Below are 15,536 nucleotides of genomic sequence, written 5' to 3'. Positions count from 1 at the left end.
GCGCCTGGCGCACGCCAGTTCCGGACACCGGGCGCGGTTGCCCGGCAAATGCGCGGACGGGCTGATCACCGGCTGCTCAGTTATTGGACGAGGACGCTGGCGGCAGCGACGCCGGCACGCTCGATTCCGGCGTGGACGGCTGCACGGGCGGCGTGGCGGCCGGCGGCAGCGGCGCGCTCGGCGTGCTTTCCAGGCTTTCGCCACGCTGCACGCGGGCGCGCACCACGCTGTCGATACGGCGCAGGATCGAGGCGGACATGTCCTTGCGCAATTCGTCGGCGAGGATCTCGCGCTCGGTCGCGGTACCGGTGGCGTCCACCGGTGGCGACACGTAGTCGCGCGACAGCTCGATCACCTGCTGCGGCACCAGCACCGAGCCGTTGGCGGTGGTGACGGTGAAGATGGCGGCGTAGCGCAGGCTGTATTCCTGCGCACGGCCCTGGCTGTCGATGGCGATCGGCAGATCGCCCCAACGCTCGGACAACACCTGCACCTGCGCGAAGCCGGTCTTGGCATCTTCGTCGGCCAGGGTGGCGCCGGCAGCCTTGAGGCCACGCCGCAGCAGCTTGGCCAGCTCGCTGTACTGCACCGCGGACTGCACCTTCACCGCGGGCGTATCCGGCGGCAGCGCCAGCGAGTTGCGCAGATGGAAGCCGCAGGCGGTGAGGCTCGAGACGAGCACGAGGGACGCAGCGAAGGCAGTAGGGAATCGAATCATGGGCACAGTCTGGATGAGCGCCCCGGCGGCGGCAACAGGCGGCTAGCCTGCCCGACACCGCGTGAACGGGGCTTGAGAGGACGCCGCGAAAAAACGCCGCGCCCAGGAATGAAAAACGCGTTGCCACGCGCAGGTGCAGTGAACGACCAGAAGCCACCCCGGCAATCTCGCCTGCACGTCGCCAAGCGCGACTGAAATGAAGGACCAGGAACCATCGCGGAAACATCACCCATGCGTCGCGACGCACCAGTGCAGTCAATCGCAGAGACCCCCTGCAGCACCCCGACCCGCGCAACAGCACGCGCCAGTGCACCACGTTGCCGACAACGCCGCAGCGACCTCGCACCGCGTCGCTCCGGGACACTGCCCGAACCGGCAATGGCGACCTAGCCGATCAGCGACGATCAACCCGCCACGATATTCACGATCTTGCCCGGCACGATGATGATCTTGCGCACGCTCAGCCCTTCCAGGAACTTGGCCGCGTTCGGCTCGGCCTGGGCCAGTGCTTCGATCTGCTCGCGTCCGGCATCGGCAGCGACCTCGATGGTACCGCGCAGCTTGCCGTTGATCTGCACCGCCAGGGTCAGCGCGTCGCGCACCAGCGCGGCGGCATCGACCTGCGGAAACGCGACATCTTCCAGCAGCGTCTCGTCGCGGCCCAGCACCTGCCACAGGGCGTGGCTGGCGTGCGGGGTGATCGGGTTGAGCAGCAGCACCATCGCTTCCAGGGCTTCCTGGCGCACTGCACGCCCCTGCGCGCTGGCATCGTCGAACTTGGCCAGCGCGTTGGACAGTTCCATCACCGCGGCAATGGCGGTGTTGAAGCTGTGGCGGCGGCCGTAGTCGTCGTCCACCTTGCCGATGGTTTCGTGGGTCTTGCGGCGGATCGCCTTCTGCTCGGCGTTCAGCGCGGCAGCATCCAGTGCAGCGGCGGCACCCTCGCCCACATGCTTGTGCACCTGCACCCACAGCCGGCGCATGAAGCGCGCCATGCCATCGACGCCGGCCTCGTTCCATTCCAGCGACTGCTCCGGCGGTGCGGCGAACATCGAGAACAGCCGCACGGTGTCGGCGCCGTACTTGGCCACCATCGACTGCGGGTCCACGCCGTTGTTCTTGGACTTGGACATCTTCTCGGTGCCGCCGATGTGCACCGGCTGGCCATCGGCGATCAGTACCGCGCCGGTGACGCGGCCGCGCTCGTCGCGCTGGATCTCCACGTCGGCCGGATTGATCCAGTCCTTGCCGCCGTTGTCGGCATCGCGGTAGAAGGTGTCGGCGATGACCATGCCCTGGGTGAGCAGGTTGGTCACCGGCTCGTCGCTGTCCACCAGCCGCGCGTCGCGCATGAGCTTGTGATAGAAGCGGAAGTACATCAGGTGCAGGATCGCGTGCTCGATGCCGCCCACGTACAGGTCGGCCGGCATCCAGTAGTTGGCACGGCGATCGACCATGTCGCGCGCGTTGGGGCTGGTGTAGCGCGCCACGTACCAGCTCGACTCCATGAAGGTGTCGAAGGTGTCGGTCTCGCGCTCGGCCGGGCCGCCACAGTCCGGGCAGGTGGTCTGGCGCCAGGTCGGGTCGGTCTTGATCGGCGACCCGGTGCCGGAAAATTCCACGTTTTCCGGCAGCACCACCGGCAACTGGTCTTCCGGCACCGGCACCGCGCCGCACTTGGCGCAGTAGATCACCGGGATCGGGCAGCCCCAGTAGCGCTGGCGGCTCACGCCCCAGTCGCGCAGGCGGTAGTTGACCCGACGCTGGCCCTGGCCCTTGCGCTCGAAGCGCTCGGCCAATGCCTCGAAGGCGCCGCCGAAATCCAGGCCGTCGAACTCGGCCGAATTGATCAGCTCCAGCGGGCGGCTTTTGTCGGTGTACCAGTCGCGCCACTGGGTGGCATCCCAGGTTTGCTCTTCTTCGTTGCGCGGCTCGCGCAGCTTGACCACCTGCACGATCGGCAGCGCGTACTTGTTGGCGAACTCGAAATCGCGCTGGTCGTGGCCCGGTACCGCCATCACCGCGCCGGTGCCGTAGCCCATCAGCACGAAGTTGGCCACCCACACCGGCACCTGCTCGCCGCTGATCGGATGCACCGCGGTCAGGCCCGTGGCCATGCCGCGTTTTTCCTGGGTTTCCAGCTCGGCTTCGGAGACGCCGCCGTGCTTGAGCGTTTCCAGCAGCGCCGCCAGTTCCGGATTGGACCTGGCCGCATGCAACGCCAGCGGATGCTCGGCGGCGATCGACACGAAGGTCACGCCCATCAGCGTGTCCGGGCGGGTGGTGAACACGCGCAGCGGATCCAGCGCGGTGCCGTCGGTGTCGCGCACGTCGAACTGGATCTCCAGCCCTTCCGAGCGGCCGATCCAGTTGCGCTGCATGGTCTTGACCGAGTCCGGCCAACCCTCCAGCTGGTCCAGGCCGTCGAGCAGTTCCTGCGCGTAATCGGTGATGCGCAGGAACCACTGCGGAATCTCGCGTTTTTCCACCAGCGCGCCGGAGCGCCAGCCGCGGCCGTCGATGACCTGCTCGTTGGCCAGCACGGTCTGGTCGATCGGGTCCCAGTTCACCACCGCGTTGCGGCGGTAGGCCAGGCCCTTGCGCATCAGCCGGGTGAACATGCGCTGCTCGTGCACGTAGTACTCGGGCGTGCAGGTGGCGAACTCGCGCGACCAGTCGATCGCATAGCCCAGCGACTTGAGCTGGCCGCGCATGTGGTCGATGTTGGCGTAGGTCCACTTGGCCGGCGCGGTCTTGTTCTTGATCGCCGCGTTTTCCGCCGGCAATCCGAACGCATCCCAGCCCATCGGCTGCAGCACGTTGTGGCCGGTCATGCGCTTGTAGCGGCTGACCACATCGGAGATGGTGTAGTTGCGCACATGGCCCATGTGCAGCGCACCGGACGGGTACGGCAGCATCGACAGGCAATAGAACTTCGGTTTGTCCGAAGTTTCGTCGACCTGGAAGGCGCGGGTGGCATCCCAGAACTGCTGGGCGGAGGTTTCGACCTGCTGCGGGTCGTAGGCGTTCGGTTCGACGGTGGACATTGGGAGCGGATGCTCGGGCGGTGCAAAGCGGCACAGGGTACCGCAGTGCAGCAGGTGCTCCAAACGCTCGCCTCAGCCGGCGGCTCTGGCCGGCCAGCGCCAGGCCGCCACGGCCAGCCAGCCGACCCAGGCCAGGAACGCCAGGCGCTGGGCGATCGCCTGCCGCAGCAGGCCCGGCGGGCCGAACGCCAGCACCGCCACCAGCAGCCCCGCCGCCAGGCTAAGCCACGCCAGGAGGCGGGTATTGGATTGGTTGAGCAGCGCGGCGGCGAGCAACAGCATGCCGGGCACGAAGGCCACCGCCCACAGCAGCCAGGCCGTGGCATGGGCCTGGCTGGCGCGCCCGTCCAGATCGGTGGGATCCAGCGGCAGCGCACCCATGCCGACAAAGGCCAGCCCGGCCAGCACGATCAACTGCCCGCCCACCCGCAGGCTCCAACTGGACCTGGCCGGCATGCGCGCCAGCAGGCTGACCCCGGTGGCCATGCCGAGCGCGCCGACCAGCACGAACGCCAGCAGGTTGAAGCCCAACGCATGCGGCACCCCGTTGGCACCGAGTAAGGCCACCGGATGGCTGGCCTGCAGGTAACCGGGCAGCGCCACGCCAAAGCCGGCCACCGCCAGCACGAATACGCTTGCCGCGACCAGGCCCAGGTAGCGCTGGGTGCCATCGATGCGTGTCATTGCCTTGCTCCAACGCCGGGCGCAGGCTGCGCCGCCAGGACGCGGCATTGTCGTGCCGGGCGCGCCTGGCGTGAACCCCTGCCGCCATGACGGCCGGCAGCATGGCGGCCGACCGCGCGCCGGCACGCCTGGCCACCGCCAGCCTTGTGTCGGCCCGGTTTGCCACCATTACCTCCCACTGTTGCCGCAATCACTTCTGGAAGCCCATGTCCGACAAGCCGCACGTATTCGATGCCACCACCGACACCTTCGAGACCGAGGTCCTGCAGAAATCGTTGACGACACCGGTACTGGTGGACTTCTGGGCTACCTGGTGCGGCCCCTGCAAGTCGTTGACGCCGATCCTGGAAAAGCTCGCCGCCGACTACAACGGCGCCTTCGAGCTGGCCAAGGTCGATGTGGACAAGGAGCAGCAGATCGCCGCCGCGTTCCAGATCCGCTCGGTGCCGACGGTGTTCCTGGTCAAGGGTGGCGAGCTGGTCGACGGCTTCCCGGGTGCGATGCCGGAAGGCCAGGTGCGCGACTTCCTCACCCAGCACGGCGTGCTGCCGGCCGAGGCGCAGGTGGTGGAAGACCTGCCGCCGGCCCCGCTCGAACCGCAGGACCAGGTTGCCGCGCTGCGCGAGGCGATCGCCGCCGAGCCGGACAAGGACGAACTCAAGCTGGATCTGGCGCTGGCGCTGCTGAAGACCGGCGACACCACCGAGGCCGAGCAGTTGATCGACGCCCTGCCCGCCAACCTGGCCACCGACGACCGTGCGGTGCGCGCCAAGGCACGGCTGGGCTTTGCCAATGTGCTCAAGGACGCGCCGGACGCCGACACCCTGCAGGCCTCCGTTGCCGCCAACGGCGCCGACCTGCGCGCGCGCCATCTGCTTGGCGTGCGCCACCTGCTCGACGGCAATGACGAAGCTGCGCTGGAGCAGTTCCTGGACATGCTGCGGCAGGACCGCGGCTTCGACGACAACCTGCCGCGGCGTAGCCTGATCGATGCGTTCCGGGTGATCGAAGACGAAGACCTGGTCGGCCGCTACCGCCGCAAGATGTCGTCGCTGGTGTTCTAGGCGCCGCCGGCACCACGGCGCCCGGTCTGCAGACCGGCCGGGCGCTGCCATCACCGACACAAGCTCCATACGCATGCGAATGGTATGCTACGGGTCCGCCCCCGCCATGGACCCTGGCCGCATGCGTGCTTCCCTGTTCAAGCTCGGTATCAACCTGTGGCCGCCGTACCTGTTTGCCGGGATCCACGTCACCGCGTTGTCGGCCGACTATCGCCATGCCCGCGTCGAGTTGCGCCAGCGGCCGTGGAATCGCAATTACGTCGGCAGCCATTTCGGCGGCAGCCTGTTCGCGATGACCGACCCGTTCTGGATGCTGCTGACCATGCAGAACCTGGGGCGCGACTACTACGTGTGGGACAAGGCCGGCAGCATCGAGTTCGTCAAACCCGGGCGCGGCACGGTGAGCGCGGATTTCGTCATCGACGATAGCGTGCTGGGCGAGTTGCGCGATGCCACCGCCACTGGCGAGAAGTACCTGCGTTGGTTCGAAAACAGCGTGCACAACCGCGATGGCGAGGTGGTGGCACGCGTGCGCAAACAGCTCTACGTCAAACGCAAGCCGGCGCGCTGACCGGCAGACCGGCGCGCGATTGCAGCGCCGGCGCATGCTGGGCACCGACTTCTTCGGGCAGGCATGGGTCGGCCGGCATTCACGGCACATACGTCGCCGATGGCGCGCGTTGCGAACCCGCACTTTGCGCCCCTGCGCGCATTGGTCAAGAATCAGGCTTCTTCCCGACTGGCTGCCTTCATGCTGCTGCGCACTGTTGCTTCCGCCTGCCTGCTTGCCCTGGTGTTACCCGCTGCCGCCAACGCGGCCTATCGCAGCCCGCAACAGATCCTGGACGCCTCGCCGGCCAGCGCATGGCGCGTGCTCGACCCCGAGCGCACGCTGTACCTGGAACTGGATGGCGGACGGGTGATCATCGAGCTGGCGCCGCAGTTCGCGCCCGCGCACGTGGGCAACATCCGCACGCTGGCGCACGAACGCTTCTGGGACGGTCTCAGCATCTATCGCTCGCAGGACAACTTCGTGGTGCAGTTCGGCGACCCGGATGGCGAGACGCCGGCCAAGGCCAGGTCGCTGGGCTCGGCCAAGACGCACCTGCCGGCCGAATTCGAACGCACCTCGCAAGGCCTGGACTTCCAGCGCCTGCCCGACAGCGATGGCTGGGCGGCGCAGGTGGGTTTTGTCGACGGCTTCCCGGTCGGGCGCGACAGCGCCAGCGGCAAGACCTGGCTGGCCCACTGCTACGGCACCCTGGGCGCAGGCCGCAACAACGACGAAGACAGCAGCATCGGCGCCGAGCTGTATGTGGTCACCGGGCAGTCGCCGCGCCAGCTGGATCGCAACATCACCGTGGTCGGCCGCGTGGTCAAGGGCATGGAGTTGCTCAGCGTGATCCCGCGCGGGCCGGACCCGATGGGTTTCTACGAAGACCCCGCGCAACGCTCGCCGATCCGTGCCATTCGCCTGGCCAGCGAGGTGCCCATGCCCGAACGCACGCCACTGCAGTTGCTGCACACCGACAGCCAGACCTTCCGCGATGTGGTCGAAGCGCGCCGCAATCGCAGGGACGATTTCTACAAGCGCCCGGCCGGGCATATCGATCTGTGCAATGTGCCGTTGCCGGTGCGGGCGCCGCCTGCTGGCTAGTTCGGGATGGGGGATTCGGGATTCGTAAAAGCGGGCGCGCTTGTTTTCAGCGGGCGCGCTGGCTGAAGGCGACACTGCCCAGGATCAGCACCGCGGCCACCAGCATGGTCCAGGTCAACGGCTCGCCCAGCAGCGACCAGGCCAGCAATGCGCCGAACACCGGTACCAGGTAGGTCACCGTGGAGGCGCGTGCCGGGCCGATGCGCTGGATCAGGCGGTAATACATCAGGAACGCCAACCCGGTGCACACCACGCCCAGCGCGGTGGCGCAGGCCCAGGCCACGGCTGGCACCGGCGTGGTCGGCCACTGCAACCAGGCCAGCGGCGCCAGCAGCAGCGCACTGCAGCCCAGCGTGGACGCGGCCGATGCGGCCGGCGGCAAGTCGCCCATGTGGCGCTTCACCAGGTTGTAGCCGATGCCATACAGCAGCGACGCGGTGGCACCCGCCAGGGCCGCCGGGCCCACGCTCAACCCGGCCGACTTGCCGGTGGCCAGCACCAGCACGCCGATGAAGCCGACCAGCAGGGCCAGCGCACGCCGCGTGCCGATCTTCTCGCCGAAGAACAGGAAGGCGATCAAGGCGGTGAACAATACCGTCATCGCATTGCAGATCGCACCGATCGCGGCCGGCGCGTGTTGCGCGCCCCAGGCGAACAGCAGGAACGGCAACGCGGAATTGAGCACGCCGATCGCCGCCAGCATCGGCCAGCGATGCAGCGGGAACCGCGCCCGCGCCAGCCACAGGAACGGCAACAGCACCAACGCCCCGAGCGCCAGGCGGATTTCCACCAGCGCCACGGTGCCGAACTTGGGTGCGGCCACGCGCATGAACAGGAACGAGCAGCCCCAGACGATGCCGAGAAACCCCAGCTCCAGCGGGGTACGCCATTCGCGTGTGGCAACGCCCGGCTGCGGCGCCGGTTGCGCGCTCATCGCCCCACCTGCGCAGGCTGCCGTGATGTGCTGGAACCGCAGAAGACAACATCAGGCAGACAGACGGACATGGCACGATCATCGCGATGGGGTACTGCAGCATCGGTTGCAGCCGCAGGCGCGACAAGCGCGTAGTATCGAGGCGAGCCACAAATCTCACTCATGCCTCGATGAACCTGCGCCCCACCCTGTTGCCCGCGCTGGGCGTGTTCGCCGCCGCCGCGCGCCACCAGAACTTCGCGCATGCCGCCGAAGAACTGCATCTGACCGCCAGCGCGGTCAGTCATCACGTGCGCAAGCTCGAAGCGCTGCTGGGCGTGACCCTGTTCCAGCGCTTGCCGCGCGGGGTCAAGCTCACCGCGGAGGGGCGCCAATTGGCCGATGCGGCTACCGCTGCGCTGGCCGACATCGCCTCGGTGGCCGGCAACCTGCATCCGCGCGAAGACGCCATCCCGTTGCGTGTGACCACCCTGCGCTCGCTGTCGTACTGCTGGCTGTTGCCGCGGCTGCCGCGCTTCTGTCGCGCGCATCCGCATATCCGCATGGACCTGCAGTCGGACGCGGCATTTTCGCGCTTCGAGGAAAGCGGTCCCGACCTGGGCATCCGCTATGGCCAGGGCGCCTGGCCCGGATTGACCTCGCATCATCTGATGGACGACGAACTGTTTCCGGTGGCTTCGCCGTCGCTGCCGGAGGTCGCCGCGCTGCGCACGCCGGCGCAGATCGCGCAATTGCCGCTGCTGAGCGACATGTCGCCACAGGGATGGCGTGACTGGTTCCGTGCCGCGCAGGTGCGCGGCACCACGCTGCCGCCGATGCACACCTTCAACGACAGCACCGACGCCATGCGCGCGGCGGTCTATGGCCTGGGCGCGGTCCTGGCACGCAAGCACATCGCCCAACCGTATCTGCAGCGCTACGAGCTGGTGCGCCTGCCCGGCCCCACCCTCAAGGCGCGTTACGCCTACTACATCGTGCATCCCAGCCATCGCGTGCCTGGACCTGCGGCAATGGCGTTTATCGACTGGCTCAAGCGCGAGGCCCTGGACGAGCGCACCCCGATGCCGGCGCTGCCGGCGGAGCTGGTGGCGTTGCCGGCGCGCGAGACGGCGAGTGCGCCGCGTGTGCGTCGGCGATCGCGCAAGGCCTCGGCACACGAGTGACTGGAGCGGGCGCATGCGTCAGCTTCCGCGCGGCGCCGCGTGGACGCGCACACGATCGCGCTGACGATGGCCACGCAGGTCTGCTGCTGCAACCGGTTCGGCCACCTGCACATGGCTGCGATCCATCGCCTGCATCGTCACTACATCCTGCCGGCGATGTTGCGCGCGGCAGTCCAGCCTTTGCTGCATGTCGGGCAGCGGCCCGACGCTGGACGGCCGACCCGCCCGATGTGAATGAGCGCAGGCCGCGAGTGCCGTACACCATCACCTCGTTTTGTCCTGCCGGTGCCTAGGCTTTAGCTCCCCAATCCCTAGGACGTTCCCATGCCCACTCTTCGCATGCGTATCACCGGCACCGACGACGACGCGCGTGCCATCGCCAACCTGCTGCAGAGCATCGAAGGCATCGAGCACGTGGAAGAAGTCGATGATCTGATGCCGCACCTGGACGATGACGATTCCAGCTCGGCCGGCCTGTCCGACGACGAAGGTCCGGGCAGCCACGAATTCGAAGTGGAAGCCGGCAACGAAGCCACCGCGCAGAAGGTGCGCGACGCCGTGCAGGAACTGGCGCTGCGGCTGGATGTGTTTGTCGAATACGAATTCGACGAAGGCTGATCGGTCGTCGTACCGACTGCGCCGCCCTTGCGCGCAGTCGGCGTGTGGCGATGGTGCACCGAGGCGCTGCGCAACCATCGCAGACGAACGGCGTCACCGCGCGTGACCTGCGAGCGCGCAACGCCTCGCGTCACTGTCTAAACGAGCGCGTCTCCAACACATGCGAGGCTGGTGCGGCATCGCCGGCCAGCCGCGCGGCCGATCAGGACATCCGGCGCCGCCGCGCACGCCAGCGCCACGCCTGCAGCAGCAGCCAGCCAACGATCAGCCCCACCACCGCCACCGGCAGCAACGCCGCCACTGCGCGGATCACGAACGCCACGCTGGATGCGAAGACCTGGCCGAACCCGGCGGCCGCCTCGGCGATTTCGCCCCTGCCCTGCTCGCCCCCGGTCCCACGGAAATTGAGCGTCAGCAGCTGGGTGCGCACGCGTCGTTGCTGCTGCGCGGCGTCCTGCTGGGCCTGTTGCGCCTCGGCTTCGATCTCGGCCAGCCGCTTGGACAGGGCCAGCAGATCGGTCACGACCAGGTCGCGGCGTTGCTGCAGTTCGAGCAGGCGTGCGTGTTCTTTCTGCAGGCGCGCCTGCGCCAGACCGGTGTCGGCGATCTGCTGCGCCAGATCCTCGGCACGCGTGCTGCGCGCGGCGACATCGCCATGCTGGCCGGCCAGTTGCACCAGCGGCTCGATGCCGTCGGGCACCACACGCACGCTGACGCTGCCACTGGGGTCGCGGCCACCGGTCTGCTCGACCGCCAGCAGCGCGCAGTCACCGAATTGCGCCGACTGGCAGGCAGTGCGAACCGCCACGATGCGTTGGCCGATCTGATCGGCCGGCAACTCGATCCGCACATCGTGCTCATACGCCAGCGCGTTGCCTTGCGCGGCCGGCGGTGCCGGTGCCGCAGCGCCGCCGTCTTCCGCCAGCTCTGCCGACTGCCTGGAACATCCGCTCAGCGCCCAGCCCAGCAGCAACCCGGCCGCATACCGCTGCATCGCGCGCCTCATCGGCTGGCTCCGGCGACCGCATGCATGCTCGGCGCGGCCAGCTCCGGCACGCAGCGCAGCTTGACCACCAGGGCGGGCTCGCCGGCACCGGGGTGCATCCCCGCGCTGATGGGCGCACTACCGCACTGCCGGCAGTGGGGATGCTCGATCCGCTGCCGGTCGATGCGCCAGGCCCCCAGCGCATGGGGCTCGCCCTGCAGGCGTGATTGCCTGCGCGTGCCGAACCACGGCAGGCCGCCATGGCCACGGCCCAACGGGCCATTGCCGTGGTACGCCCCGGTGATCGGCGCAGCGGTTTCCAGCTCGAACGCGCTGCGTCCGCAATGACAGCTACCGGCGTGGTGCATGGTGATCCTCCTTGGAAGCGGCCACTCTAAACCAATGGCGAATGCGGACAAGCGCGCACATGCCTATGCTGGCCGATTGCTTCCATCGGGATCCACCATGCGTCAACGTCTGCTCGTCCTCGCCCTGCTCGCCGGCCTCGGCGCCTGCCAGCAACAGCCCCAATCGCCGCGCGCCGGCACCCCTGATGCCAGCGCCCAGGATGCGCAGACGCCGGATGCCCGCTTTGCGGCGCTGTCCAAGCGCGCGCTCGACACCTGGATGCAGCTGTCGCCGGTCACCGCCACCCAGACCGGCGATCACCGCTTCGACACGCAGATCGACGATCTGAGCAGCGCCGGCCGCCAGCGCAGCCTGGATGCCGGCAAGGCATTGCTGTCGGACCTGGATGCCATCGAAGTGGCCAAGCTGTCGCGCGAGAACCAGGTCGATGCGGCCATCTTGCGCAACCAGCTGCAATCGGAAATCTGGAACAGCGAGGTGCTGCAGAGCTGGGCCTGGGACCCGCAGGTCTACAACGGCCTGGCCGGCAGCGCGCTGTATGGCCTGATGGCACGCGACTTCGCGCCGCTGTCCGAGCGCCTGACCTCGGCCACGCAGCGCATGGAGAAGATTCCCGGCATCTTTGCGCAGGCGCGCGAAAACCTGGACCCGGCCCGCGTGCCGAAGATCCATGCCGAAACGGTGGCCAAGCAGAACAAGGGCATCCTCAGCATCGTCGACACCTTCATAGCGCCCAACATCGGCCAGCTCGGCCCGATCGAAGCGGCCCGCGCGCAGGCCGCCATCGACGCTCTGCGCAAGGCCGTGGCCGAGCAGCAGACCTGGCTGGAGACCGTGCTGGTGCCCAATGCCAAGGGCGATTTCCGCGTCGGTGCGCAACTCTACGATCAGAAGCTGAAATTCGCGCTGCTGTCGTCGCTGTCGCGCGGCGAGATCAAGCAGCGCGCCGAGTCCGAGCTCAAGCGCGTGCGCAGCGAGATGTACGGCATCGCCCGCACGGTGCTCAAGGACAAGCCCGGCGCACCGGCACTGCCCGAAACGCCCAACGACGACCAGCAGCAGGCCGCGATCGAGGCGGCGCTGGAACTGGCCTATGCCGACAAGCCGGCACGCGACAAGGTGGTGGACGAGGCCAAGGCCGCACTGGCGCAGTCCACCGAGTTCGTGCGCCAGAAGGATCTGATGACGCTGCCCGATTCGCCGGTGGACATCATCCTGATGCCGGAATTCCAGCGCGGCGTGGCGGTGGCGTACTGCGATTCGCCCGGCCCGCTCGACAAGAATCTCAAGACCTTCTATGCGGTCTCGCCGATTCCCGACGACTGGAACGACCAGCAGGTCGATTCGTTCCTGCGCGAATACAACAGCCGCATGATCCATCTGCTCAGCATCCACGAAGGCACCCCGGGCCATTACCTGGAAGGCTGGCATTCGGCCAAGTTCCCCTCCACGCTGCGCGCGGTGCTGCGCTCGGGCATGTTCGCCGAAGGCTGGGCGGTGTACACCGAGCGCATGATGCAGGAACAGGGCTATCTGGATAACGACCCACTGTTCCACCTGGTGCAGCTCAAGTTCTACCTGCGCACCATCGCCAACGCCATCCTCGACCAGGGCGTGCATGTGGACGGCTGGGAGCGCGACAAGGCGATGCACCTGATGACCCACGACACCTTCCAGCAGGAGAGCGAAGCCTCGGGCAAGTGGGTGCGCGCGCAGCTGTCGTCGGCGCAGCTGCCGACTTACTTCGTCGGCGTGCAGGAACATCTGGACACGCGCAAGGCGGTGCAGGACAAGCTGGGCGACAAGTTCAACCTGAAGGCATACCACGACCAGATGCTGTCCTACGGCGCCCCGCCGGTGCGCTTTGCACGCGAGCTGATGCTGGATCAGCCGATCGAGTGACCGATGCTTCTCCCGCACAAGGAAGAGCGGTTACTGCGGCGCTCATGCATGTCCCTTCTCCCGCACGCGGGAGAAGGTGACCCGCAGGGGCGGATGAGGGCGCGCGCGAAGCCTCGTGCAGCCCAACTGGCGAGTGGCTTCGCCCGTACCCTCACCCCAACCCCCGCTCCGCGCCCCGGCCCGCGCTTGCAGCGCGTGCACTCCAGGCCACGCGCGCCAGTGGCGCGCAGGCCGTGCCTTGGCGCCCCGCAGGAGAGGGGTTTGCCAGTGCCGTTGCTGCCGTGGCTGCACATTTCCGCCACCCACTCGAGAACCACATCACCCATCGGCCGCAACGAACCCGCCGGTTTGCCGCGCCCACAGGCGTGCGTACAGCCCGCCCTGCGCGATCAGCTGCGTATGCGTGCCGGTCTCGACGATGCGTCCGGCGTCCATCACCACCAGCCGGTCCATGCGCGCGATGGTGGACAGGCGGTGCGCGATCGCGATGACGGTCTTGTTGCCCATCAATGCGTCCAGGCTGTCCTGGATCGCCGCTTCCACTTCCGAATCCAGCGCCGAGGTGGCCTCGTCCAGGATCAGGATCGGCGCATCCTTCAGCAGCACCCGCGCGATGGCGATGCGCTGCCGTTGACCGCCCGACAGCTTGACCCCGCGCTCGCCCACGTACGCATCGTATCCGCGCCGGCCTTCGCCATCGACCAGCGTGTCGATGAAGCTCTCCGCGCGCGCCTTGCGCACCGCTTCCAGCATCTGCGCGTCGCTGGCCTGCGGCCGGCCATACAGCAGGTTGTCGCGGATCGAACGGTGCAAGAGCGAGGTGTCCTGGGTCACCAGGCCGATCTGCCCGCGCAGGCTTTCCTGGGTGACCTGGGCGATGTCTTGTCCATCGATGAGGATGCGTCCCTGCTCCAGGTCGTACAGACGCAGCAACACGTTGACCAGGGTCGACTTGCCCGCACCCGATGGGCCGACCAGGCCGATCTTCTCGCCGGCACGCACTTGCAGATCCAGCCCGGCGATCACCCCGCCGCGCTTGCCGTAATGGAAATGGATGTGCTCGAACTGCACCTGGCCCTGGGTCACCTGCAGCGGCACTGCGTCGGGCGCGTCCTGCACCAGCACCGGCTGCGAGATGGTCTGCATGCCGTCCTGCACGCTGCCGATGTCTTCGAAGATGCCGTTGACCGTCCACATGATCCAGCCGGACATGTTGTGGATGCGGATCACCAGGCCGGTCGCCAGCGTGATCGCGCCCACGCTGATCTGGCCGCGGCTCCACAGCCACAACGCCAGCCCGCACGTACCGACGATCAGAAAGCCGTTGGCCACCGCAATGGCGGTATCCATGGTGGTGGTCACGCGGGTCTGCCCGCGATGTTTCACCGCCAGCTCGTCGATCGCATCGCGCACATAGGCCTGTTCGCGGCCGGCGTGAGCAAACAGCTTCAACGTGGAGATATTGGTGTAGCCGTCGACGATGCGCCCGGTGGCCTTGGAGCGCGCATCCGATGCGATCCACGCGCGCGCCTTCATGCGCGGCACGAAGAACGCCATCAACGCGACGTACACCACCAGCCAGATCAGCAGCGGCAGCATCAGCCACGGGTCGGCCTGCGCAAACAACCACAGCGCGCTGCCGGTGTAGACCACGATGTACCAGAGCGCATCGACCATCTGCACCGCCGATTCGCGCAGCGAGGTCCCGGTCTGCATCACCCGGTTGGCGATCCGGCCGGCGAAGTCGTTGTTGAAGAAGCCCAGGCTCTGCCGCACCACGTAGTTGTGCATCAGCCAGCGCGAGCGGTTGCTCAGCCCCGGCACGATCGCCTGGTTGACCAACAGGTTGTGCAGGCCGGTGAACAATGGCCGCGCCACCAGCGTGATCGCCGCCATCCAGGTCAACTCGCCGGCATGCCGGCGGAAGAAGTCCGCTCCCGGTCGCTCGGCCAGCATGTCGACGATGCGCCCGAGGAAGTCGAACATCGCCACTTCCACCAGGGCCAGCAGCAATCCGGCGATCAGCGTGGCCAGCAGGATCGGCCACAAAGGACGCAGGTAATGCAGGTAGAACCGCCACACGCTACGTGGCGGCATGTCCCGCTCGATGGGCGGGAAGACATCGATCAGGGATTCGAACCAGCGGAACATCGCAGATACTTTCGGGAAAAACCGGGGGATCAGGCTAGCTGATCGCGCGTCAAGCTGCAGTGGCGCCGGTGCCGGCGCCTGCATCCACAGACGCAAGCCAGGCATGCGCTGCATGCGCCGGACAACCGGCTCCCTTGCATCGCTTGCGGCTGCCTGCGCCAGGCATGGCCCGGTGACCACCACAGGTCATGGGGTGTCAGCCGGTGGCTGCACCGTGCTGACCAGCGCGCGTCGGGATCACGCT

At 67.7% G+C, this 15,536-nt stretch carries 14 protein-coding genes; 7 read left to right on the top strand and 7 right to left on the bottom strand.

What is annotated here, in order from left to right:
• Positions 1-76: 76 nt before the first annotated feature.
• The 3 genes from lptE to EO170_RS07090 all read right to left on the bottom strand — a co-directional run bounded on the left by lptE (position 77) and on the right by EO170_RS07090 (position 4,449).
• Positions 77-718, bottom strand: coding sequence for an LPS assembly lipoprotein LptE (gene lptE / locus EO170_RS07105; RefSeq protein ID WP_104648057.1), 642 nt, complete (start codon positions 716-718; stop codon positions 77-79).
• Between the two features lie 404 nt (positions 719-1,122).
• The gene (gene leuS / locus EO170_RS07095) at positions 1,123-3,765 is read right to left on the bottom strand and encodes a leucine--tRNA ligase (protein ID WP_104648059.1); all 2,643 of its coding nucleotides are present in this window, start codon (positions 3,763-3,765) and stop codon (positions 1,123-1,125) included.
• A gap of 72 nt (positions 3,766-3,837) precedes the next feature.
• Positions 3,838-4,449: a DUF998 domain-containing protein gene (locus tag EO170_RS07090; RefSeq protein ID WP_104581902.1), complete on the bottom strand. Its 612-nt coding sequence runs from the start codon at positions 4,447-4,449 to the stop codon at positions 3,838-3,840.
• A gap of 206 nt (positions 4,450-4,655) precedes the next feature.
• Here EO170_RS07090 and trxA point away from each other — a divergent pair, with 206 nt between their 5' ends.
• The 3 genes from trxA (at position 4,656) to EO170_RS07075 (ending at position 7,170) form a co-directional block, all read left to right on the top strand.
• On the top strand, positions 4,656-5,513 hold the full coding sequence (gene trxA / locus EO170_RS07085) for a thioredoxin (protein ID WP_126943649.1): 858 nt from the start codon (positions 4,656-4,658) through the stop codon (positions 5,511-5,513).
• A 121-nt stretch (positions 5,514-5,634) separates the two neighbouring features.
• Positions 5,635-6,084, top strand: a complete 450-nt coding sequence (locus EO170_RS07080; RefSeq protein WP_126943646.1) for a DUF4442 domain-containing protein — start codon at positions 5,635-5,637, stop codon at positions 6,082-6,084.
• Positions 6,085-6,264: 180 nt separating this feature from the next.
• The gene (locus EO170_RS07075) at positions 6,265-7,170 is read left to right on the top strand and encodes a peptidylprolyl isomerase (protein WP_126943643.1); all 906 of its coding nucleotides are present in this window, start codon (positions 6,265-6,267) and stop codon (positions 7,168-7,170) included.
• A gap of 46 nt (positions 7,171-7,216) precedes the next feature.
• Here EO170_RS07075 and EO170_RS07070 read toward each other — a convergent pair whose 3' ends face one another.
• A complete protein-coding gene (locus tag EO170_RS07070; RefSeq protein ID WP_104581901.1) occupies positions 7,217-8,104 on the bottom strand; it encodes a DMT family transporter in 888 nt (295 codons plus the stop codon).
• Between the two features lie 170 nt (positions 8,105-8,274).
• On the opposite strand from EO170_RS07070, the gene EO170_RS07065 reads away from it, so the two are divergent.
• The 3 genes from EO170_RS07065 to EO170_RS07055 all read left to right on the top strand — a co-directional run bounded on the left by EO170_RS07065 (position 8,275) and on the right by EO170_RS07055 (position 9,885).
• On the top strand, positions 8,275-9,267 hold the full coding sequence (locus tag EO170_RS07065; RefSeq protein ID WP_126943640.1) for a LysR substrate-binding domain-containing protein: 993 nt from the start codon (positions 8,275-8,277) through the stop codon (positions 9,265-9,267).
• Entirely contained in the window at positions 9,268-9,501 is a 234-nt protein-coding gene (locus EO170_RS07060; RefSeq protein ID WP_126943637.1) for a hypothetical protein, read from the top strand. It begins immediately after the preceding gene.
• A gap of 90 nt (positions 9,502-9,591) precedes the next feature.
• Positions 9,592-9,885, top strand: coding sequence for a hypothetical protein (locus EO170_RS07055; protein ID WP_104581898.1), 294 nt, complete (start codon positions 9,592-9,594; stop codon positions 9,883-9,885).
• Between the two features lie 202 nt (positions 9,886-10,087).
• Here EO170_RS07055 and EO170_RS07050 read toward each other — a convergent pair whose 3' ends face one another.
• A complete protein-coding gene (locus EO170_RS07050) occupies positions 10,088-10,891 on the bottom strand; it encodes a DUF4349 domain-containing protein (protein ID WP_126943634.1) in 804 nt (267 codons plus the stop codon).
• Positions 10,888-11,238, bottom strand: coding sequence for an aldehyde-activating protein (locus tag EO170_RS07045; RefSeq protein WP_126943631.1), 351 nt, complete (start codon positions 11,236-11,238; stop codon positions 10,888-10,890). The genes EO170_RS07050 and EO170_RS07045 overlap by 4 nt, the downstream gene beginning before the upstream one ends.
• 97 nt (positions 11,239-11,335) lie before the next feature.
• Here EO170_RS07045 and EO170_RS07040 point away from each other — a divergent pair, with 97 nt between their 5' ends.
• Positions 11,336-13,141: a DUF885 domain-containing protein gene (locus tag EO170_RS07040; RefSeq protein WP_126943628.1), complete on the top strand. Its 1,806-nt coding sequence runs from the start codon at positions 11,336-11,338 to the stop codon at positions 13,139-13,141.
• Between the two features lie 318 nt (positions 13,142-13,459).
• Here EO170_RS07040 and EO170_RS07035 read toward each other — a convergent pair whose 3' ends face one another.
• A complete protein-coding gene (locus EO170_RS07035; RefSeq protein WP_126943625.1) occupies positions 13,460-15,292 on the bottom strand; it encodes an ABC transporter ATP-binding protein in 1,833 nt (610 codons plus the stop codon).
• Between the last annotated feature and the right edge of the window lie 244 nt (positions 15,293-15,536).

It is taken from the genome of Xanthomonas sp. BRIP62409, from assembly GCF_003992965.1.
Lineage (GTDB): Bacteria > Pseudomonadota > Gammaproteobacteria > Xanthomonadales > Xanthomonadaceae > Xanthomonas > Xanthomonas euroxanthea.
This window is presented reverse-complemented; position numbering and strand designations above follow the sequence as displayed.